Origin of the sequence: Nonomuraea africana (assembly GCF_014873535.1) — a bacterium.
GTDB classification, from domain to species: Bacteria; Actinomycetota; Actinomycetes; order Streptosporangiales; family Streptosporangiaceae; genus Nonomuraea; species Nonomuraea africana.
Map to the genome: position 1 here is coordinate 1412495 of NZ_JADBEF010000001.1, position 20209 is coordinate 1432703.

The window sequence follows — 20209 nt, forward strand, 5'->3', positions numbered from 1 at the left end:
CGGTGACAGAACGCGCAGTCATTGACCGGACGCATCCTGGCGTTCCAGGCCACACTCGCGATTCGCCGTGGCACACTTGCGGACGTAACCCGCCAGGTCAATGAAGATCTTCCTGCTGTGGCATGTGAGGTTGAAGGTGGGGATGCGACTCTCGGTTCGCTAGGGTTTCTGAAGGTTGAGTGGACGAATAAAGGCTGGTTAAAGCAGTATGTCTGCCATGTCGGAAGTTGTCCCGTTGCCGTCGTTCGGCGAAGTGTTCTTCGATGCCCGAGGTCAGGAGCGGTGTCTCCGGGTCACGTGGCACGAGGGCACCCTGGTGCTCAGCCTGTGGCGAGGGGAGATGTGCACCGGCAGTTTCCGGATGCCGATGGACGATGTCGGGCGGCTGCTCGACACCCTCGACGACGGCTACGCGGAGGCCACGGGCGAGCAGCCCGCCGTCGTGATCCAGCCCCCCGTGGAGGTGGGCGAGTACCCGGGCACCGGGCAGTATCACCGGCCGCCGCCCTTCGAGCACGACCCGCAGCGTCCCCAGCACGACGACCGGCCGACGGCCACGCTCTCGCCCAACGACGTGCTCGTGGCCAGGGGCGCGCCACTACAGCCGGACAAACTCGTCGCCACGACCTACCAGGAGCGAGAAGCCCCCGGCCATCAGGAGCAGCGGGAGAGCCCGGCCTACCCGGAGCAGCGGGAGACCCCGATCGGCCCCGACGGCAGGCCGCGCCACGCCGAGCCGCAGGCCGCCAGGGCCGCCGACCCGCTGGGCGGGCCCGGCTACCAGATGCCCGACTACCAGCCGGCGAGCGCGCCCCAGTCCACCGACCCGTTCGGCTTCCCCGGACAGGGCGGCGCCCACCAGCAGACCCCTTCCGACCCGTTCGCCGCGCAGCCGCAGCACCAGTCCTCTCCGCGACAGGCGCCGCTCCACCAGGACCCCTACACGCAGCCCCAGCAGCCGGTCGCCGCGCCGTACACAGATCCCTTCGCGCCGCCGCAGCGCGCGCAGAGCGTCCCGGCCGCGGCCGGTCTCGGCACGCCCATGCACGGCATCCCCGGCGCGGGCCGCAGGCCCGCCCCCGAGCCCTACCCCCAGCCCGAGCCGTACGGCCGGCAGGAACAGTACGCCCAGCCCGAGCAGTACGGCCGGCAGGAGCAGTACGGCCAGCCCGACCAGTACGGCCGGCAGGAGTACGGGCAGCCGGACCAGTACGGCCAGCAGCCCTCCTACCCGCAGTCGCCGCTGAACCCCGCCGACCCGCTCGGTCTCGGCCCCGACGCCTACCTGTCGCAGCCGCCCCACCAGCAGCCGCCCCACCAGCAGCCGCCTTACCAGGAGCCGCAGCAGCAGGACCCGAGCATGCACCGGCCCTACGTCAACGACCCGATGTTCGTCACCGGCGAACGCCTGCGCCCCGAGCAGCAGCACCACGACGACAGGACCGAGCGCCGGGAGTGGTGATCGGCCCGCGCGCCTAAGATGTCCCCGTGCCGAGTGAGAATGGTGGCGCGGGCCTGACCGGGCTCGCCGCCTAGCAGGGGGACCGCGTGGAAGCGTCGACCGGCCTGTATTGGCTGCTCGTGGCGGGCGGGGCGATCGTCGTCGCCTGGGTGGCCAGGCGTAAGGGCTGGCCCGCGCCGCTGCTGCTGGTGCTGGCCGGGCTGGTGGTCTCGCCGTTCGTGCCGTCCATCAAGCTGGAGCCCGAGCTCATCCTCTACGTGTTCCTGCCGCCGCTGCTCTACTCGGCGGCGCTGGAGAGCTCCTACCTCAGCCTGCGGGAGAACAAGCGCGCGATCGGCCTGCTGTCGATCGGCCTGGTGCTGTTCACCACGCTGGTCGTCGGCGGCGTGGTGCACCTGCTGCTGCCCGACCTGCCGCTGGCCGCCGCGTTCGCGCTGGGCGCGATCGTCGCGCCGCCCGACGCCGTGGCCGCCGTCGCGGTCGGGCGCCGGCTCGGCCTGCCGCGCAGGGCGCTGACCATCCTCATCGGCGAGAGCCTGTTCAACGACGCCACCGCGCTGACCGTGTACCGCGTCGCGATCGGCGCGGCCGTCGGACACGGCATCAGCCTGATGGAGGGGGTCGGCGAGTTCTTCTACACCGCGCTCGGCGGCGTGGTGATCGGCGTGGCCGTCGCGGTGCTGTCCGGCTGGCTGGTGGTGCGGGCGCGCGACGCGCTGGTCGAGAACACCGTGATGCTGCTGATTCCGTTCGCCACCTACCTGGGCGCCGAGTCGGTGCACGCCTCCGGCGTGATCGCGGTGGTGATCGTCGGCCTCTACCTCGGCCACCGGATGCACCGCACGGGGGCGGGCACCCGCCTGCTGCTGTCGTCGGTGTGGAAGGTCGCCGACTTCCTGCTGGAGTCGATCGTCTTCGCGCTGATCGGCCTGCAGCTGGTCCCGGTGCTCGGCGGCCTGGCCGGCCGCAGCGCGTGGGAGGTCGCCGGCTACGTTCTGGCCGTCTTCGCCGCGACCGTGCTGGCCAGGTTCGTGTGGGTCTTCCCCGCGGCGTACGTGCCGCTGCTGTGGCTGAAGAACGCGGACAAGCCGCCGTGGCAGCACGTGGTGATCGTCGGCTGGGCGGGCATGCGCGGCGTGGTCTCGCTGGCCGCCGCCTTCGCCATCCCCGACGGCTTCCCCGAGCGCGACCTGCTGCTGTTGCTGACCTTCAGCACCGTGATCCTCACCCTGCTGGTGCAGGGGCTGACCTTCCCTGCGCTGATCAGGAAGCTGCGTGTCTCGAGTGAGCGCGAGCACTACGAGGACAACCTGTCGGAGGCGGCCGCGCAGCAGGCCGCGGTCGAGGCGGGCCTGGCCAGGCTGGACGAGATCCTGCGCGACGAGCCGGGCGACGCGCTCCACGGCGACGTCATCGACATGCTGCGGCAGAAGTCGGAGCGGCGCGGCCTCAACGCGTGGGAGCGCCTGGGCGGCGGCACGGCCCAGGACGGCGCGGAGACCCCCAGCCGCCTGTACCGGCGCCTGCGCAGGGAGATGCTCGTCGCCGAGCGTGAGGTGTTCGTGCGGCTGCGCGACGAGCGCAGGCTGGACGACGAGGTGCTCCGCCGGGTGACGGCGGAGCTCGACTTCGAAGAGGCGATCCTCGAGCGCTAGCCCATCTTGCTGTCCACGAAGCACCACCGCCAGTTCTCGCCCGGCTCGAACGACTGCATCACGGGATGACCCACCTCGCGGAAGTGCGCGGTGGCGTGCTTGTTGGGCGAGGAGTCGCAGCAGCCGATGTGCCCGCACGCGAGGCAGCGCCGCAGGTGCACCCAGCGGCTCCCCGAGGCCAGACACTCCTCGCACCCCTCCGGCGTACGCGCCGCGGGGTCATTCGCCTGGGAAAGATGCTCGCAATTTGCCATGGCAAGAAGCTTAGAACCAGAGCATGGTTCCAATTTGGTCGCACCTCTTGATCGAGCGCGTGGTGAAGGCGACTCTTTCTCTCATCGGGGGGTCCCCACCTAGGAGGCCCGCTTGCTTGAGGTTCGCAATCTCGAGGTCGTGTACGACGATGTGATGCTCGTGCTGCGCGGAGTCAGTCTCACCGTGCCGCCCGGCTCGATCGTCGCGCTGCTGGGCGCCAACGGCGCGGGCAAGACCACCCTCCTGCGCGCGCTGTCCGGGCTGCTCGACGTGCACGACGGTGAGATCACCAAGGGCTCGGTCACCCTGGACGGCCGGCCGCTGCACACCCTGAGACCCGCCCAGATCGTCCGCCAGGGCGTCAGCCAGGTCATGGAGGGCCGCCGCATCCTGGCCGAGCTCACCGTCGAGGAGAACCTCAAGGTCGGCGGCCACACCGCCACGGAATCGCACCTGGACCGCGTCTACGGCCTGTTCCCCGTGCTCGAGCGGCGCCGCAAGAGCGTGTCGGGCTACCTGTCGGGCGGCGAGCAGCAGATGCTAGCGGTCGGCAGGGCGCTCATGGCCGGACCCCGCTACCTGCTGATGGACGAGCCGAGCCTCGGCCTGGCTCCCGCGCTGGTCGCGCAGATCCGCGACCTCATCATCGAGATCAACAAGCAGGGCACGACCGTCCTGCTGGTCGAGCAGAACGCCACCATGGCGCTGTCGATCGCCGCCCACGGCTACGTGATGGAGACCGGCAAGATCGTCATGGCCAAGCCCGCGGCGGAGCTGCTGGCCGACGACGACATCAAGGAGTTCTACCTGGGTCTGGGCGCCGAGGGAGCCGCCAAGTCCTTCAGGGACGTCAAGCACTACAAGAGAAGGAAGCGGTGGCTCTCATGACCGCCCCGGATCCCGTCCCCGACGTCCTGGAGGTCAGGGACGTGCGGCTGTCGTTCGCCGGGGTGAAGGCGATCGACGGCGTCTCCTTCACCGTCGGCCCCGCCGAGCTGTTCGCCGTGATCGGCCCGAACGGCGCGGGCAAGACCTCCATCTTCAACGTGCTGTCCGGCGTCTACCGCCCCCAGCAGGGCGGCGTCACGTTCCTCGGCGAGGACCTGCTCGGCAGGCGCCCGCACGAGATCGCCGCCATGGGACTGGCCCGCACGTTCCAGAACGTCGAGCTGTTCCACAACCTGACCGTGCTCGACAACCTCATGCTGGGCCGGCACTGCCACTTCCGCTACGGCGCGCTGTCGGCCATCCTCTGGCGCGGCCGGGCCCGCAGGGAGGAGCTGGAGGCCAGGGCCAGGATCGAGGACATCGTCGACTTCCTCGAGCTGGAGGCCTGGCGCAGGCACCCGGTGCGGCTGCTGCCGTACGGGGTCCAGAAGAGGGTGGAGCTCGGGCGCGCGCTGGCGATGGAGCCCAGGCTGCTGCTGCTGGACGAGCCCGTCGCGGGGATGAATCTCGAGGAGACCGAGGACATGGCCAGATTCGTCCTGGACATCCGCGACGAGCTCGGCATCCCCATCGTGCTCGTCGACCACGACATGGGCCTGGTCATGGACCTGGCCGACCGGGTGCTCGTGCTCGACTTCGGCCGTCAGGTCGCGCTCGGCACGCCCGCGCGGGTGCAGCAGGACCCGAAGGTGATCGAGGCGTACCTGGGAGGCGCCGCATGACGATGACGGCAACGAGGACGGAGACGATCGCCACCAGGGTGCGCCGCAGGGCCAAGGAGAACCCGGGCGCGGTGGCGATGCGCCACAAGGACTTCGGGATCTGGAAGGAGGTCACCTGGTTCTCCTACTGGATGCACGTCGAGCTGGTCGCGCACGCCCTGCTGGCCCTGGGCGTGGAGCCAGGCGACCGGGTGGCCGTCCACTCGGAGAACCGGCCCGAATGGCTCTACGCCGACCTGGGCACGGTCGCGATCAGGGGCATCACGGTCGGTCTCTACCCGACCAACCCGCCGGCGGAGGTCGCCTACCTGCTGTCGGACTCGGGGGCGAAGATCCTCATCGCCGAGGACCAGGAGCAGGTCGACAAGGCGCTGGCGGTCATCGACGAGTGCCCCGACCTCGAGCGCATCGTCTACCTGGAGCCGCGCGGCATCAGGGGGCGCTACGACGACCCGCGCCTGATGTCGTGGGAGGAGCTGCTGGCCATGGGCGCCGAGCGGGCCGGTCCGCTGGAGGAGCGGATGGCCGCCGCCGAGCCCGGCGACGTGATGACGCTCATCTACACCTCCGGCACCACGGGACCGCCCAAGGGCGTCATGCTCACCGTGGCGAACGTGGAGTTCGCGGTGCGGACCCTGGTCGAGAACGGCGGCTTCACCTCGCCCCCGCCCTCGGAGCGTGACCTGGTCGTCTCCTACCTGCCGCTGTGCCACGTCGCCGAGCGCGCCTTCACGGTGTGGTTCAACTCGGCGGCGGGCGTGCAGGTGAACTTCGCCGAGTCCATCGACACCGTCCAGGCCAACCTGCGCGAGGTCCAGCCGACCATCCTGTTCGGCGTGCCGCGCATCTGGGAGAAGATCCTCGCCCAGGTCAACATCAAGATCGACTCCGCGTCTCCGCTGAAACGGCTCACCACCCGCCTCTGGCTGCGCGTCGCCGACCGCATCGGCGACACCCTCGTCCGCACCGGCGGCACGCACACGCTCACCACCAGAGTGCTCTACGGCCTGGGCTGGCTGATGTGCTACCGCGCGCTGCGCGAGCGCCTCGGCATGCGGCGCGTCCGCTACGCGGCCTCGGGCGCCGCTCCCATCGCGCCCGACGTGCTCAAGTTCTACATGGGCATCGGCGTGGCCATGCACGAGGTGTACGGCATGAGCGAGAACACCGCGATCGCCACGGGCAACCGTCCGGGCCGGATCAAGCTGGGCACGGTAGGCGAGCCCCACGAGGGCGTCGAGCTCAGGATCGACGAGGTGACGGGCGAGATCCTGACCCGGCACCCCGGCACCTTCGCCGGATACTGGCGCAACCCCCGCGCCACCGCCGACGTCCTGGACGAGGACGGCTGGCTGCACACCGGCGACGTCGGCGAATGGGTCGACGGCACGCACGTGCGCATCACCGACAGGATGAAGGACATCATCATCACCGCCGGCGGCAAGAACGTCGCGCCCAGCGAGATGGAGAACGCGCTGAAGGCCTCGCCGTATGTCAAGGAGGCGGTGGTGATCGGCGACCAGCGGCCCTACCTGGTGGCGCTGATCGGCATCGAGCTCGACACCGTGGGGGAGTGGGCGCGCAGGCGCGGCCTCTCCTACACCACCTACCGGGACCTGTCGGAGAAACGCGAGGTGCGCGAGCTGGTGCAGGGCATCGTCGACGAGGTCAACACGAGGTTCGCCAGAGTCGAGCAGGTCAGGCGTTTCGCCTTCCTGCCCAAGGAGCTCGACCACGAGGACGGCGAGCTCACCGCCACCCAGAAGGTCAAGCGCTCGGCCATCGCCAAGCTCTTCGAGGAGCTGGTCGAAGGGATGTACCGCCGGTGACGGACGTGGTGGAGTCGATCATCAGAGGGCTGGGCAACGGCTCGGTCTACGCGCTGCTCGCGCTCGGCTTCGTGATCATCTACAAGGCGACCAGGGTGATCAGCTTCGCCCAGCCCTCGCTGATGCTGGCGGGTGCCGTCGCGGTCAGCTACCTGGCCGAGGTCACCGGCTTCTATCTGGCGGTGCTGCTGGCGGGGCTGCTGATCGCCGGTGTGGCGCTGGTGATCGAGCGGATCGCGATCAGGCCCATGGTGGGCCGTCCCTTCTTCGTGGTCGCGATCATCACGCTCGGCGTCGACGTGGTGGTGCGGGTGGTCGTGAACGCCTTCATCGGGCGCGACGTGCGGCAGATGGGCGACCCGTGGGGTTTCACGCAGGTCTCCCTCGGCCCGTTCGTGGTGCAGACCAGGTGGCTGGCCATGCTCGCGGTCACGGCCGTGCTCGTCGGCCTGCTGTTCGCCTTCTTCCGCTACACCAGGTACGGCCTGGCCATGCGGGCGGCCGCCTTCGACCAGGAGACCGCGCTCGCCCAGGGGATCTCGGTCGGCATGGTGTTCGCGCTGTCGTGGGGCCTGGCGGGCTTCCTCGCCGCGATCGCCGGGATGTTCGTCGGCACCGGACAGGGCGTCGAGCAGCTGACCTGGATCATCGCGCTCAAGGCGCTGCCCGCGATCATCGTCGGCGGGCTCGACTCGCTCGGCGGCGCGGTGGTCGGCGGGCTCACGATCGGCGTGGTCGAGTCGCTGTTCCAGAGCTACCAGGGCCAGCTCGCGCCATGGCTGGGGCAGAACTTCGCGGTGGTCACGCCGTACGTGGTGATGCTGCTCGTGCTCCTGGTCAGACCCTACGGCCTGTTCGGCACCAGAGAAGTGGAGCGGGTATGACCGTTGCCCCAGACATACCGACCGGACGGTCTCGTAGGCCCCGCGGACGCCCGCTGCTCTACACCTCCTACGCCCAGGACATGGCCCTGCTCGACACCAGGGCCAAGAAGGTCTGGACGGGGCTGCTGGTGCTGACCGCGTTCGGGCTGTCGGTCGTGCTGGCCGACCGCTCGCTCGAGGTGCTGGCCGGCGCCTACGTGCTGGCCATCGGGGCCATCGGGCTCAACATCGTCACCGGCTACGCGGGCCAGGTCTCACTCGGCCACGCCTTCTTCGTCGCGATCGGCGCCTACACCGGGGCCGCGCTGTCGAGCCCGCCCGGCGGCAGGACGATCGGGTTCGGCGTCGCCGAGATCTGGATCTGGCTGCCCGCCGCCGGGCTGCTGGCCGCCCTGGCGGGTGTGCTGGTCGCGCCGCTGGCCACCCGGCTGCGCGGCCTGTACCTCGCCGTCGTCACACTCGGCCTGGTCTTCCTGGGCGAGCACGTCTTCAAGGAGTGGGACGCCCTGACCGGAGGGCCCGGCGTGGGCCGCTCGGCCGCGGTGCCGCAGCTGTTCGGCGTGCGCCTCGACCAGGACGGGCCGCTCGGCACCCGCGAGCAGCTGCTCTACCTGCTGATGCTCGGCGCGCTCATCGCCTTCGCCGTCGCCGCGCGCAACCTCGCGCGCTCGCGCATCGGCAGGGCGTTCATGGCCGTCCGCGACCGCGACATCGCCGCCGAGGTGATGGGGGTGCCGCTGACCAGGTACAAGGTGCTGGCCTTCGGCATCTCCTCCTTCTACGCGGGGTGCGCGGGCGCGCTGCTCTACAGCATCACCGGCTACGTCGAGCCGGGCTCCTTCAGTCTGCTGCTGTCGGTGCAGTTCATCGCGATGGTGCTGATCGGCGGCGTGGCCACGGTGTCTGGCGCCATCGCAGGAGCGCTGTTCATCTCGCTGCTGCAGCCGCTGACCAGGTCGCTGCCCTCGCTGGTGCCGTTCGTCAGCGCCGACACCACGGTCACGCCCAACGTCTTCCAGGTCGAGACCGCGCTGTACGGCCTGCTGATCATCCTGTTCCTGGTCTTCGAGCCGCGCGGCCTGTTCGGAGTCTGGGTCCGCGTACGCAACTACTGGAAGAGCTGGCCCTTCTCCTACTAAGAGAGGAAATTTCGTGAAGAGTCGCTATTTCGTGACTGGAGTTGCGGTAGTGGCCCTTCTGTCCGCGTGCGGCGTCATCCGGGGGGACGACGAGGGCAGCAAGGGCGGCGCCGTGGCAACGGGCGTCACCAAGGAACCGTGTCCCAAGGCGATCGACAAGGCCAAGGGCTGCATCTACCTCGGCACCATCTCCGACCTCACCCAGGGCCCCTTCGCGGCGCTCGCCGTCCCCATCACCGACGCGCAGAAGGCCTTCTGGAAGCGGGTCAACACCGCCGGCGGCATCGGCGGCAAGTACGAGGTGGACGTCGAGAGCTACGTCAGGGACAACAAGTACAACCCCGAGACCCACCGGCAGGTCTACAACGAGATCAAGGACAAGGTGCTCGGCCTGGCCCAGACGCTCGGCTCGCCGACGACCGCGGCGATCATCGACGACCTCAAGGCCAACAGCGTGGTCTCCGCGCCCGCCTCCTGGACCTCCGCCTGGGAGTTCGAGGACGTGATCGTGGAGACCGGGTCCAACTACTGCATCGAGGCCATGAACTCGGTTGACTACGCGATGGAGGCCTACAAGCCGAAGACCGTGATGGCCGTGCACCTGGCCGGTGACTACGGCGCCGACGCGGCGGCGGGCGCGAAGATCGCCGCGGAGAAGAACGGCCTGGAGTTCACCGCCGTGGAGACGCCTCCCGGCGCGACCGAGCAGGGCAGGGCGATCACCGAGATCACCAAGAACAAGCCCGACCTCGTCATCCTCACCACCGGTCCCGCCGACGCCGCCGCCATCATCGGGCAGGCGGCCGCCGCGGGGTTCAAGGGCCGCTTCATCGGCACGGGCCCGACCTGGAACCCGGCGCTGCTCAAGTCGCCCGCCGCGCCCGCGTTGAAGGCGCTGTACGAGCAGTCGTCGCCGGGCCGCCCTTACGGGGCCGACACGCCGGGCCACCAGGCCATGCGTGACGCGCTTCCGGGCGTGACGCCCAACGACGGCTACACCTCGGGCTGGGCGTGGTCCTACCCGCTGAAGGCGGCGCTGGAGAAGATGGTCGCCGGCGGCGACGTCAGCCGCAAGGGCCTGCTCGCGGCGGTCAAGACGCTCTCGACCGTCGACTACGAGGGCATGCTGCCCCCCGAGGCGGGCAACTTCGCCGGCGACGCGAACGCCGCCACCTTCCGCCAGACGCTGATCAACAAGGTGGACGAGTCGGCGCCGACCGGGGTCGCGGAGGTGAAGGACTTCTTCACCGGGCCCACCGCGCAGGGCTACACGATGGACGGCCCCTGCTTCGGCAAACTGTCCTGATCATCGCGAGGGGCGCGGCCGTTGGATAGGGTCGTCGGTATGCGATTCGTTTCCAGCAGGTTCGTGCCCCTCGCCGCATTCGCCGTAGCGGTCTTCGCCACCGGGTGCAGTGAGATCAACGCGACGGTCGACAAGGCCCAGGCCTGCCTGGAGGCCCCCAAAATCATCACCGAGACCGTCACGAAGATCGGCACCCTGGTCAACGACCCCGCGGCGATGGAGAAGGAGCTCAACTCCGCCTCGCAGAAGCTGGGCGAGGTGGCCGACAAGGCCTCCAACACCACGCTCAAGGATGCGACGAACGACCTGGCCACCACGCTCGGCAAGCTCGACGTCAACAGCGCCAACGAGGCGGTCGACGCGGTCCAGAAGGTCGGCACCGACACCACCGCCTACCTGACCAAGCTGAAGGAAGCCTGCAGCTAGGTCCCCTCCCGCTCGCCGGCCAGGTGCGCGGGCAGGATCGCCGCGCCGAAGTCCGCGCCGGGACGCCTGATGACGCTGTGGGCGTGGTCGACGGCGTCCTGCGTGTTGTCGTACTCGATCAGCAGGCCCGGCCCCTGGATCCGGTAGTAGTGCCCGGCCCCCCGCGTGACGGAGCCCGCCCACGCGAACGACAGCTGCGCCGCGTCGTGGCTCCCCCGCAGGTGGGGGGCCAGGCGGTCCAGGTAGACGGCGGTCAGCCCGGCCAGCAGTTCGCGCTCTCCCGAGCCCATGACCGCGCCGCGCAGCCCCAGCGGCTCCAGCGTGGAGGTCACCACCGAGGTGCCGGTCAGGATGTCGGCGGGCGCGTCGTCCGCGACGATCGCCTGCCCGCGCAGGGCGGGTGACAGCTCGTCCAGCAACGCCCTGGCCAGCTCCTCCTCCAGCGGGAGGGGCCGCACCACCGGGGCGCCGCCGTACCAGATCCCCGCGGGGTGGGCGCCGAGGAACAGCGGCGCGACCTCCACCCGCCCGCCGCTGACCGTCGCCGTGACCGACACGTGGTGGCCCTCGAAGCGCCAGCTCCACTCGGCGTCGCCGGGCGTGCCGAAGATCGCCAGATGGTAGTCGTCGCTGTGGCGGCCCCTGCGCCCGCCCTCGTCGAGGTCGAGCACCTCCTCCAGCGCCATGATCGTGACCACCTGGGCGAACGCGTGCCGCGACAGCGCCGTGGCCAGCAGCCGGTGCGCCGCCTTGCGGGCCTCCCTCCCCAGCCCGAGCAGCGAGACGCCGGGCCTGGGCGCGGGCACGTACGTCCAGCGCAGCCGCAGCGCGTCGTCGAACGAGTAGGCGGCGGCCTGCCGCTGGGGCTCTGTGAGGCTGCCGAGGAACTGTGCCGCGATCTCCGCCATGCGCATGATCCCAGGATCTCCTATCCCGGCTTCTCTAGGGGAAATGGGGTCGAATTAGCGTGGGAGGCATGAACGGCACCGAGCCCGATCCCCGGTTCACCCTCGCCAACGAGAGGACGTTCCTCACCTGGTTGAGCACCTCGCTCGCGCTGTGCGCGGGCGGCGTGGCCATGGCCGCCGTGGCCGACCACGTCTTCGTCCCCTGGGCGCGCACCGTCCTGTCCGTGATGCTGGTCGCGCTCGCCGCGCTGGCCGCGGGCATGGCCTATCCGCGCTGGCGCAACATCCAGCGCGCGCTGCGCAACCAGGCCCCGCTGCCGCCGCCCGCGCTGGCCGCGGTCTTCGGGTACGGCGTGGCCGCGGTGGCGGTCGTCGCCCTCGTCCTCATCCTGATGACCGTCTGACCATGTCGAGCGAGATCTGGGACCCTGGACTGCAGAGCGAGCGCACCCGCCTGGCCTGGGTGCGCACCGCCGTCGCGCTGTCGACGGGCGGGCTGGCCGCGGCGGGCCTGTCGGCGCGCGCGGGCCTCGGCCCCCTGTTCGTGACCGGGTTCGTGCTGGCTGCGCTGTGCGGGGGGATCCTGCTCGTCCGCACCGCGGCCCGCTTCCGCGCCGTTCAGCGCGCCCTGCATCGCGGTGACCCGCTCGACGACCGCACCGACGCCCTCCTGGCCTGGATCGGGACCCTGTGCGTGGTCGCCGGCGCGGTCTGCTTCGTGATCGTCTCGCGCTTCTAGGCTTCTGGGACGGCTTACCGCCCGAGCAGCCCCGCGCTCACCACCGCCCGTCCGAACGGCTGGGCGAGCTCGGCCAGCCGCCGGCACCCCTCCTCGCCCAGCGCGGCGTAGGCGGGCAGGGCCAGCGCGTCGGTCCTGGCCTCGATGTGCGCGCGCAGCCGCCTGCCCGCCTCGGTAAGACCCGCGCCGGCCGATCCGCCGCCGGTCGGCCCTCCGCTGCTGGGTCCATCCTCGGTGACGTCCGCGAGCAGACCCCGGGAGCGCAGGGAGGTGGCCGCCGCCGTCCAGGCCTCCTCTGGCCACCCGCGCGTCGCCCTGAGGAAGATCTCGGGCACGTCGCCGCTCGCGGCGTGCAGCGCCAGCGCCTCCACGGGCGACAGGCCCTCCGAGACCAGCACGGCGACATGGCCGTCGCCCCTGAACTCCCTCAGCAGCGTCTGGGCGTGGAACAGGTCGCGCAGCGGCTCGCCCGGCCAGGGCAGCGAGGTGTGCGCGGCGAACAGCGGCCTGCCGTGCGGGTGCTCGGTCGCCGCCTCCGCCGCCCTTCTGGCCAGCGCGAGCGTCTCGTCCAGCGCCCCGGCGCGGTCGATGCCGCCCCTGCGCAGCGCCGCGTCGGCCGCCTCGAGCCTTGCGGCGAGCACCTTGGCGGGGGTGGTCGTCTCCCAGGCGGCTGGCAGCGCCCGCCGGACGAGAACGGGGTTGAAGTTGAAGAAGGTCGCGATGACCACCTCGGGTCCCGCCTCGCCGAAGGCGGCGGCCCTGGAGGCGAAGTAGCCGGACATCCCGGTCAGGCCCAGAGCGGCGTACCGCTCGCTCGCCTCGGGGACGAAGTAGATCATGCCGTGCACCGGCTCGAGGCGTCGCCAAGCGCGCCTCGCCACGTGGGGATCGACCATCGACGCTCTCCTCACTCCTGAACCAACCGGTCGGTATGGGAACCTACGGGCCGCTTTCTCCCTCGTCAATGGCTTGCGAGCGCCGGGGGCTGTGGCGGACACTCGGAAGAGAGCCGGAGGTGGTCCTCGTGCGAGATGGCTTTGACACGAAGGAGACGTGGCCGTTCGAATGCCAGTGCTGCTGGCATGTCTGGGAAGAGGAGTACTTCGTCAGACACATCACCGACGACCACGGCAACGAGGTGGAGGTCTGGCTGAGGTCGGGGCTGCCGGTGCAGCCGCCGAACTCCGATCGGAGCTGCCCGAAGTGCGGGTCGGTCCAGATCACCACGTTCCCCTCGGGATATCTGGCCAGGAGTGCCGAGCCCGTGGTGCCGGCCCCCAGGGAGGTCGCGCAGGACACGGGGCTGAAGTTCACGTGGCGGGCGCCGATCCTGTAGCCGGCGACGTGGGGGTGCGGCTCCGCCGTGGCGGAGCCGCACCCCTTCACCTGCTCAGGCCAGGCTGTCCAGCCAGGCCTGGTGCAGGCCGGCGAAGCGGCCCGACGAGGCGATGAGCTGCTCGGGCGAGCCGTCCTCGACGATCACGCTCTTGTCCATCACCAGCACCCTGTCGGCGATCTCCACCGTCGACAGGCGGTGCGCGATGATCAGCGCGGTCCTGTCGGCCAGGATCGTGCGCAGCGCCCGCTGGACCAGCCGCTCGCTCGGCACGTCGAGCGAGGAGGTGGCCTCGTCCAGGATGAGCACGGCGGGATCGGCCAGGAAGGCGCGGGCGAAGGCGACCAGCTGCCGCTGGCCCGCGGACATGCGGCCGCCGCGCTTGCCGACCTCGGTGTCGTAGCCCTCGGGCAGCGCCGAGACGAACTCGTGCGCGCCGATCGCCTGGGCCGCCTCGACGATCTCTCTGCGGGAGGCACCGGGCCGGCCGAAGCCGATGTTCTCCGCGACCGTGCCGGAGAACAGGAAGTTCTCCTGCGTCACCATCACCACGGCGCCGCGCAGGGTCGTCTCGTCGAGGTCGCGCAGGTCGACTCCGTCGAGCAGCACCCTGCCCTCGGTGGGGTCGTAGAAGCGAGCGATGAGCTTGGCGAGCGTGGTCTTGCCCGCGCCCGTCGCGCCCACGAGCGCCACGCTCTGACCCGCGGGGATGGCCAGGTCGAGCGGCGGCATGATCGGCATCTCGGGCACGTAGGCGAACGCGGTGCCCTCGAAGCGCACCTCGCCCCGCGCCCTGGGCAGCTCCGCGCCGCTCGGGGGCTCGGGGACCGAGGGCTCCTCCTCCAGCACGCCCGACAGCTTCTCCAGCGCAGCGCCCGCCGACTGCAGCGTGTTGTAGAACTGGCTGATCTCCTGCATCGGCTCGTAGAACTGCCGCAGGTAGAGCAGGAAGGCGGCCAGCACGCCGACCGTGACCTCGTCGTGGAAGGCCAGCCAGCCGCCGTAGATCAGCACACCGGCGATCGTGAGGTTGCCGATGAGCTTGATGCCCGGCATGAACAGCGCGATCAGCTGCATCGCGCGGGCGTTCGCGTCGCGGTAGTCGGCGTTGAGCTGGCCGAAGATCTCCTGGTTGCGCGGCTCGCGGCGGAAGGCCTGCACGGCCCTGATGCCGGTCATCGACTCCACGAAGTGGACGATGACCAGCGCGACCGTCTCCCTGGTCCGCCGGTAGGTGATGGCCGACTGGCGGCGGAACCACCGGGTGAACAGCAGCAGGATCGGCAGCGGCACCAGCGCGACCAGCCCCAGGTGCACGTCCAGGATCAGCAGCAGCGCCGCCGTCCCGAACATCGTCAGCACCGCGGTGACCAGCCCGTCGAAGCCCGACTGCAGCAGCTCGGCGATCGCCTCGATGTCGGAGGTCAGCCGCGAGATGACTCTGCCCGAGGTGTACTTCTCGTGGAAGGCCAGCGACAGGCGCTGGAAGTGGTCGAAGACCCTGCGGCGCAGCTCGAGCAGGATGTCCTGGCCGATGCGGCCCGACAGCTTCAGGAAGGCCTGCCTGGTCAGCGCCTGGGTGATGGCCGCGGCCAGGATGACCGCGATCACAGTCAGCAGCGTGCCTGCGCCCTCGCCCCTGGCCATCGGCGGGATGCCTGAGTCGATGCCGACCTTCACCAGGTAGGGGATGGCGAGGCCGGCGCCGCTGGAGCAGACGATGACCGCGGTGAGCAGCGCGATCGCCTTGCGGTGCGGGCTGAGCAGGTCGGTCAGCAGCTTGCGCGAGCGGGTGCGCAGCAGCAGCGAGACCTTCTCGGGCAGGTCGTCCTTGTTCTCCGAGGCGACGCCGCGCCAGTCGGTGGTGGCCGTCATCGCAGCGCTCCTTCCTCGGACAGGTCGGCGTCCTGGGCCAGCAGCTCGCGGTACTCGGGCACGTTGGCCAGCAGCTCCTGGTGGGTGCCGACGTGGGTGATCGTGCCGTCGCGCACCAGCGCCACCTTGTCGGCCAGCAGCACGGTCGAGGCGCGGTGCGCGACCACGATGCCCGTCGCCTCGCGCAGCACGTGCCGCAGCGCCTCCTCCACCAGCGCCTCGGTCTCGACGTCCAGCGCCGACAGCGTGTCGTCGAGGACCAGGATCTTCGGCTGGGACAGGACGGCCCGCGCCAGCGCGAGGCGCTGACGCTGGCCGCCGGACAGCGACATGCCCTGCTCGCCGATGCGGGTGTCGAGACCCCATGGCAGGTCGTAGACGAACGTCGCCTGCGCCACCTCCAGCGCCCCGCGCACCTCCTCGTCGGTGGCGTCGCGGTTGCCGAGCGTGAGGTTCTCGCGCACGCTCATCGAGAACAGCGTGGGCTCCTCGAAGGCGGTGGCGACGACGTCGCGCAGCACGCTCAGCTTCAGGTCGCGCACGTCGTGGCCGTCGATGGTGACCCGGCCCGAGGTCACGTCCACCAGGCGGGGCACCAGCGCGGTCAGCGTGGTCTTGCCCGAGCCCGTGGCGCCGACGACGGCGACGGTCTCGCCCGGCCGTACGTCGAGCCAGACGTCGCGCAGCACCGGGCGGTCGGCGCCGGGGAAGTGGAAGCCCACTCCCTCGAGGCGCAGGTGGCCGCGCGGGTTCTCGATCGTCTCCGAGCCGTCCTGGATCGAGGGCACGGTGTCCATGACCTCCATGACGCGGTCGGCGGAGGTCATCGACTCCTGCGCCATCGCCAGGATGTAGCCGAGGCTCGCGATCGGCCACACCAGCTGCAGCATCAGCGTGGTGAAGGCGACCAGCGTGCCGAGCGTGAGGGCGCCCGTGCCCACCGCCAGCGCGCCCAGCAGCAGCACCAGGGCGAGGGTGAAGTTCGGGATCACCTCGAGGAAGGTGAAGAAGCGGGCCGAGAGGCCGACCTTGTCGAGGGAGGTCGCGTAGACCTTGCGCGCGGAGTCGTCGAAGGTGTCGTAGACGTGGTGGCGGCGGCCGAACGCCTTGATCGTGCGGATCCCGATCGCCGACTCCTCCACGAGCGTGGCGAGGTCGCCCTGCTCGTCCTGGACCTGGCGGGAGATCTTGATGTACTTCTTCTCGAAGCGCAGCGACACCCAGATGATGGGTACGGCCGACGCCGCCACCAGCAGGCCCAGCGGCCAGTACATGTTCAGCAGCACGATCGTCACCGTGGTGAGCTGGATGACGTTCATGACCAGGAACAGCATGCCGAAGCCGAGGAAGCGGCGGATGGTCGACAGGTCGGTCGTCGCGCGGGAGAGCAGCTGACCCGACTGCCAGTCGCTGTGGAAGGCCATCGGCAGGCGCTGCAGGTGCTCGTAGAGGTCGTCGCGGATCTCGGTCTCGAGGCCGAGGACGGGCTTGGTCTGGACCCATCGCCTGAGGAAGATCATCAGGGCTTCCGCGACGCCCACGCCCACCGCCAGGAGCCCCAGCGGGAGCAGGTCGGCGGTCTGCCTGGCGTCGATCACCTCCTTGCCCACCAGGGGGAAGGTGATGCTGGCGGCTATGCCGAGGATGGCGACGAGCCAGATGAAGACCAGCTTGCCGATGTAGGGGCGCAGATAGGACCGCATGCGCCACAGTGAGTTGGAAGAGAGCAGGGGACGTCTGGGGGAGTTCGTATCGGGAGGCATCCCTTCTAGGTTAATCCGTGGGATCAATCCATTTTTTTAATCCGAGCAGGGGCGCGCGTGACCGTCCGCGGACCCGCTCCAGGTTCGTGAGAGGTTCTATAGCCGCTCGTGAGCCGCTCGTGAGCCCCGTTTGCACGAGCCGTGAGCAGCCGTCGGTGACCGTGGAAAGGTGCAGCTCAGCAGATTGCGCCCGCGCTCCATCAGGGCCCGCATGACGGCCGCCACGGTGGCGCTGTTCGGCGTCGTCCTCCTGGCCGGCGTCGTGACCCTCTGCCTGACCGTGCCCTCGTGGGTGCGCGCCGAGCTCGTCGACCGCGCCGACCGGGCCAGCCGCATGGTCACCATCCTCGTCGACGACCGCCCTGTCGAGGGCGCGATCCCGCCGCAGCACGACGTGCGCCTGTTGCAGGTCGTGAACGCGAGGGGAGAGGTGGTCGCCGCCGGCGCCGCGCTCCAGGGGCGGCCGCCGCTCACCCGCGCCGTGCCGGGCGGCGGCGACTCCAGGGTGGTGGACAGGGTCTGCCCCGAGGGCGGCGACTGCCTGATCGTCGTGGGCACGAGCAACAGGTCCACCGCCTACGGCCCCGCCGTGGCCTACGCCGCGGTCGAGGAGTCCGCCGCGCTGAACGTCCCGCTCGTGGCCACGACCCTGACCGCCGGCGCGCTCGCGCTGCTCGGGTTGCTGGGCTGGGCGACGTGGGTCGGCGTCGGCCGCGTCCTGGCCCCGGTGGAACGCATCAGGTCGGGCCTGGAGCAGATCAGCGCCACCGACCTCGGCGACAGGATGCCGGTGCCCGACACGGGAGACGAGGTGGCCGAGCTCACGATCACCGTCAACGACACGCTCGCCCGGCTGGAGGACGCCGTCGAGCGGCAGCGCCGCTTCGTCTCCGACGCCTCGCACGAGCTGCGCACCCCGCTGACCGCGATGCTGGTGCGGCTGGAGGCGTGCGCCGCCACGCCGGACCCTGAGGAGTGCACCCAGACGCTGGAGGAGGTGCTCGGCGACGCCAGGCGGCTGTCGGCCATCGTCCAGGACCTGCTGCTCATGGCCCGTATCGACGCGGGCGCGCGGCCTCCCGAGGAGCTGCTCGACCTCGGCAAGCTGGTGGTCGGCGAACTGGATCGCCACTCCTTCCGGCTGCCCTTCACCACCGGTGTCGAGCCGGGCCTGATGGTGCGGGGCAGCCGCCTGCGCCTCGACCGGCTGCTGGCCAACCTGCTGTCCAACGCCGACAGGTACGGCGGCGGCGCCGTCCACGTCATGGTCTCGCGCTGCGGCTCGCACGGCGTCGTCGAGGTGCGCGACGACGGGCCGGGCATCCCCGCCGACCAGCGGGACGCCGTCTTCCAGCGGTTCACCAGGCTCGACACGGCCCGCTCCCGCGACACCGGCGGCACCGGGCTGGGCCTGGCCATCGCCCGCGACATCGCCACCGAACACGGCGGCACCCTGCACGTCGGCGACTCGGTGAAGGGCGCCCGGCTGGTACTGCGCCTCCCGCTCGCCCCGCCCGGTGAAGAAGGAGGCACAATCCGGGAATGAGTGATCCGTTGTCCGAGCGGGAGCAGGCCCCCGCCGCGCTGAATCTTGTCGCCTCGGCCGCCGAGCCGTACCTCAGCTCACTGGGCGGGCGCCCCGTCCACGACCGCTCCGCCGACCACCTCCTCGACCTGCTGGAAGGCCCGCTCCCCGAGGAGGGAGAAGGCACGATGGCGGCCGTCGAGCGGCTGCTCGCGGTGGGGACGGAGGCCTCCACCCAGACCTCGGGCCCGCGGTTCTTCCATTTCGTCATCGGTGGCGCCACCCCGGCCGCGCAGGCCGCCGACTGGGTGACCTCGCTCCTCGACCAGCCCAGCGGCCTGCACCTGACCTCGCCACTGGCCGCCAGGGCCGAGCGGGTGGCGCTCGAATGGCTCAAGGACCTGTTCGGCCTGCCCTCGGCGTACGGCGGGGTGCTGACCCCGAGCGCCACGTTCGCGAACCTGACGGGCCTGGCGTGCGCCCGGCAGTGGTGGGGCGAGCGTCACGGCGCCGACGTCACCTCTCAGGGACTGGCGGGACTGCCGAGGATGCCGGTGCTGGCGAGCGGCTACATCCATCCCAGCAGCCGCAAGGCGCTGCAGATGCTCGGCGTCGGCCGCGACGGCGTGACCGTGTGCGCGCGTGACGGCGCGGGCCGGGTCGACCTGGCGGCGATGGAGCGGGAACTGGCGGCGCTCGACGGGCCCGCCGTGATCGTCGGGAACGCGGGCGAGGTCAACACGGGAGACTTCGACCCGCTCGCCGACCTCGCCGACCTGGCCGAGAGGTACGACGCCTGGCTGCACGTGGACGGCGCCTTCGGCCTGTTCGCCGCCGCCTCCCCGCGCCTGCGGCACCTGGTGGAGGGCGTGGAGCGGGCCCACTCGGTCACCGCCGACGGGCACAAGTGGCTCAACGTCCCCTACGAGAGCGGCTTCGTCTTCGTCCACGACCAGGACCTGATGTTCAGGTCGTTCGGCGCCTGGGGCGCGCACTACCTGCCCGCCGACGTCAACTACAACAACCTCGGCCCCGAGTCGTCACGCAGGGCGCGGGCGCTGCCGATCTGGGCGACGCTCACCGCGTACGGCAGGCAGGGCTACGCGCGCCTGGTCGAGCGCCACCACGACCTGGCCCTGCGCCTGGCCGAGGCCGTGGAGAAGGCGCCCAACATGGAGCTGCTCGCCCCCGTCCCGCTGTGCGTGGTGTGCTTCAGGCACCGCCCCGAGGGGGTGCCGGAGGAGGAGCTCGACGACCTCAACCGCCGTCTCGGCGAGGCGCTGATCGCCGACGGCCGCGTCTACGCCGGCACGACCACCTACCAGGGCAGGACCGCGCTGCGCCCGGCGATCGTCAACTGGCGCACCACCGAGGAGGACATCGACTACTTCTGGGAGGTGCTCAGGGAGCTCGCCGACCGGCTCTGACCGGCGGCCC

Annotated in this window: 19 protein-coding genes; 14 read left to right on the forward strand and 5 right to left on the reverse strand. The window is 70.7% G+C overall.

Annotated features, from left to right (window positions below):
* Positions 1-217: 217 nt before the first annotated feature.
* Positions 218-1462 (forward strand): hypothetical protein, encoded by a 1245-nt coding sequence (locus H4W81_RS06435; RefSeq protein WP_192773928.1) that lies wholly within the window; start codon positions 218-220, stop codon positions 1460-1462.
* Between the two features lie 86 nt (positions 1463-1548).
* Entirely contained in the window at positions 1549-3117 is a 1569-nt protein-coding gene (locus H4W81_RS06440; RefSeq protein ID WP_192773929.1) for a Na+/H+ antiporter, read from the forward strand.
* On the opposite strand, the gene H4W81_RS06445 is transcribed toward H4W81_RS06440, so the two are convergent.
* Entirely contained in the window at positions 3114-3371 is a 258-nt protein-coding gene (locus H4W81_RS06445) for a ubiquitin carboxyl-terminal hydrolase 14 (protein WP_192773930.1), read from the reverse strand. The two genes, H4W81_RS06440 and H4W81_RS06445, sit on opposite strands and share 4 nt — an antisense overlap.
* A gap of 112 nt (positions 3372-3483) precedes the next feature.
* On the opposite strand from H4W81_RS06445, the gene H4W81_RS06450 reads away from it, so the two are divergent.
* The 7 genes from H4W81_RS06450 to H4W81_RS06480 are packed head-to-tail and all read left to right on the forward strand — an operon-like array spanning position 3484 to position 10626.
* A complete protein-coding gene (locus tag H4W81_RS06450) occupies positions 3484-4260 on the forward strand; it encodes an ABC transporter ATP-binding protein (RefSeq protein WP_192773931.1) in 777 nt (258 codons plus the stop codon).
* Positions 4257-5042, forward strand: coding sequence for an ABC transporter ATP-binding protein (locus tag H4W81_RS06455; RefSeq protein ID WP_192773932.1), 786 nt, complete (start codon positions 4257-4259; stop codon positions 5040-5042). The genes H4W81_RS06450 and H4W81_RS06455 overlap by 4 nt, the downstream gene beginning before the upstream one ends.
* Positions 5039-6871, forward strand: a complete 1833-nt coding sequence (locus H4W81_RS06460; RefSeq protein ID WP_192773933.1) for an AMP-dependent synthetase/ligase — start codon at positions 5039-5041, stop codon at positions 6869-6871. Before H4W81_RS06455 ends, H4W81_RS06460 begins: the two co-directional genes overlap by 4 nt.
* The gene (locus H4W81_RS06465) at positions 6868-7755 is read left to right on the forward strand and encodes a branched-chain amino acid ABC transporter permease (RefSeq protein WP_192773934.1); all 888 of its coding nucleotides are present in this window, start codon (positions 6868-6870) and stop codon (positions 7753-7755) included. Before H4W81_RS06460 ends, H4W81_RS06465 begins: the two co-directional genes overlap by 4 nt.
* A complete protein-coding gene (locus H4W81_RS06470; protein ID WP_192773935.1) occupies positions 7752-8894 on the forward strand; it encodes a branched-chain amino acid ABC transporter permease in 1143 nt (380 codons plus the stop codon). Before H4W81_RS06465 ends, H4W81_RS06470 begins: the two co-directional genes overlap by 4 nt.
* A gap of 49 nt (positions 8895-8943) precedes the next feature.
* The gene (locus H4W81_RS06475; RefSeq protein ID WP_318781562.1) at positions 8944-10200 is read left to right on the forward strand and encodes an ABC transporter substrate-binding protein; all 1257 of its coding nucleotides are present in this window, start codon (positions 8944-8946) and stop codon (positions 10198-10200) included.
* A gap of 39 nt (positions 10201-10239) precedes the next feature.
* Positions 10240-10626: a hypothetical protein gene (locus tag H4W81_RS06480; protein WP_192773937.1), complete on the forward strand. Its 387-nt coding sequence runs from the start codon at positions 10240-10242 to the stop codon at positions 10624-10626.
* Here the strand turns inward: H4W81_RS06480 and H4W81_RS06485 are convergent.
* Entirely contained in the window at positions 10623-11540 is a 918-nt protein-coding gene (locus H4W81_RS06485) for a DUF3500 domain-containing protein (RefSeq protein ID WP_225958488.1), read from the reverse strand. The two genes, H4W81_RS06480 and H4W81_RS06485, sit on opposite strands and share 4 nt — an antisense overlap.
* 62 nt (positions 11541-11602) lie before the next feature.
* Here H4W81_RS06485 and H4W81_RS06490 point away from each other — a divergent pair, with 62 nt between their 5' ends.
* On the forward strand, positions 11603-11938 hold the full coding sequence (locus H4W81_RS06490) for a DUF202 domain-containing protein (RefSeq protein ID WP_192773938.1): 336 nt from the start codon (positions 11603-11605) through the stop codon (positions 11936-11938).
* Positions 11939-11940: 2 nt separating this feature from the next.
* Positions 11941-12273, forward strand: coding sequence for a YidH family protein (locus H4W81_RS06495; RefSeq protein ID WP_192773939.1), 333 nt, complete (start codon positions 11941-11943; stop codon positions 12271-12273).
* Positions 12274-12287: 14 nt separating this feature from the next.
* On the opposite strand, the gene H4W81_RS06500 is transcribed toward H4W81_RS06495, so the two are convergent.
* A complete protein-coding gene (locus H4W81_RS06500) occupies positions 12288-13169 on the reverse strand; it encodes an SCO6745 family protein (RefSeq protein ID WP_192773940.1) in 882 nt (293 codons plus the stop codon).
* Between the two features lie 128 nt (positions 13170-13297).
* Here H4W81_RS06500 and H4W81_RS06505 point away from each other — a divergent pair, with 128 nt between their 5' ends.
* Positions 13298-13609, forward strand: a complete 312-nt coding sequence (locus H4W81_RS06505; protein ID WP_192773941.1) for a hypothetical protein — start codon at positions 13298-13300, stop codon at positions 13607-13609.
* Between the two features lie 54 nt (positions 13610-13663).
* On the opposite strand, the gene H4W81_RS06510 is transcribed toward H4W81_RS06505, so the two are convergent.
* Both H4W81_RS06510 and H4W81_RS06515 read right to left on the reverse strand, forming a co-directional pair.
* Positions 13664-15484: an ABC transporter ATP-binding protein gene (locus tag H4W81_RS06510; protein ID WP_192773942.1), complete on the reverse strand. Its 1821-nt coding sequence runs from the start codon at positions 15482-15484 to the stop codon at positions 13664-13666.
* Positions 15481-17187 (reverse strand): ABC transporter ATP-binding protein, encoded by a 1707-nt coding sequence (locus tag H4W81_RS06515; RefSeq protein ID WP_192773943.1) that lies wholly within the window; start codon positions 17185-17187, stop codon positions 15481-15483. The genes H4W81_RS06510 and H4W81_RS06515 overlap by 4 nt, the downstream gene beginning before the upstream one ends.
* Before the next feature lie 229 nt (positions 17188-17416).
* Between H4W81_RS06515 and H4W81_RS06520 the strand changes: the two genes are divergently transcribed.
* Together H4W81_RS06520 and H4W81_RS06525 are read left to right on the forward strand one after the other, a co-directional pair.
* The gene (locus tag H4W81_RS06520; RefSeq protein ID WP_192773944.1) at positions 17417-18793 is read left to right on the forward strand and encodes a sensor histidine kinase; all 1377 of its coding nucleotides are present in this window, start codon (positions 17417-17419) and stop codon (positions 18791-18793) included.
* Positions 18790-20199 carry a pyridoxal phosphate-dependent decarboxylase family protein gene (locus tag H4W81_RS06525; RefSeq protein WP_192773945.1) on the forward strand — a complete coding sequence of 470 codons (1410 nt, stop codon included), beginning with the start codon at positions 18790-18792 and terminating at the stop codon, positions 20197-20199. Before H4W81_RS06520 ends, H4W81_RS06525 begins: the two co-directional genes overlap by 4 nt.
* Positions 20200-20209 lie beyond the last annotated feature (10 nt).

Bases quoted from the DNA above. Each gene is read 5' to 3' on its own strand.
- H4W81_RS06490 (WP_192773938.1), top strand. From the start codon at position 11,603: ATGAACGGCACCGAGCCCGATCCCCGGTTCACCCTCGCCAACGAGAGG.
- H4W81_RS06510 (WP_192773942.1), bottom strand. From the start codon at position 15,484: ATGACGGCCACCACCGACTGGCGCGGCGTCGCCTCGGAGAACAAGGAC.
- H4W81_RS06460 (WP_192773933.1), top strand. From the start codon at position 5,039: ATGACGATGACGGCAACGAGGACGGAGACGATCGCCACCAGGGTGCGC.
- H4W81_RS06480 (WP_192773937.1), top strand. From the start codon at position 10,240: ATGCGATTCGTTTCCAGCAGGTTCGTGCCCCTCGCCGCATTCGCCGTA.
- H4W81_RS06470 (WP_192773935.1), top strand. From the start codon at position 7,752: ATGACCGTTGCCCCAGACATACCGACCGGACGGTCTCGTAGGCCCCGC.
- H4W81_RS06495 (WP_192773939.1), top strand. From the start codon at position 11,941: ATGTCGAGCGAGATCTGGGACCCTGGACTGCAGAGCGAGCGCACCCGC.
- H4W81_RS06445 (WP_192773930.1), bottom strand. From the start codon at position 3,371: ATGGCAAATTGCGAGCATCTTTCCCAGGCGAATGACCCCGCGGCGCGT.
- H4W81_RS06435 (WP_192773928.1), top strand. From the start codon at position 218: ATGTCGGAAGTTGTCCCGTTGCCGTCGTTCGGCGAAGTGTTCTTCGAT.
- H4W81_RS06500 (WP_192773940.1), bottom strand. From the start codon at position 13,169: ATGGTCGATCCCCACGTGGCGAGGCGCGCTTGGCGACGCCTCGAGCCG.
- H4W81_RS06515 (WP_192773943.1), bottom strand. From the start codon at position 17,187: ATGCGGTCCTATCTGCGCCCCTACATCGGCAAGCTGGTCTTCATCTGG.
- H4W81_RS06525 (WP_192773945.1), top strand. From the start codon at position 18,790: ATGAGTGATCCGTTGTCCGAGCGGGAGCAGGCCCCCGCCGCGCTGAAT.
- H4W81_RS06485 (WP_225958488.1), bottom strand. From the start codon at position 11,540: ATGCGCATGGCGGAGATCGCGGCACAGTTCCTCGGCAGCCTCACAGAG.
- H4W81_RS06455 (WP_192773932.1), top strand. From the start codon at position 4,257: ATGACCGCCCCGGATCCCGTCCCCGACGTCCTGGAGGTCAGGGACGTG.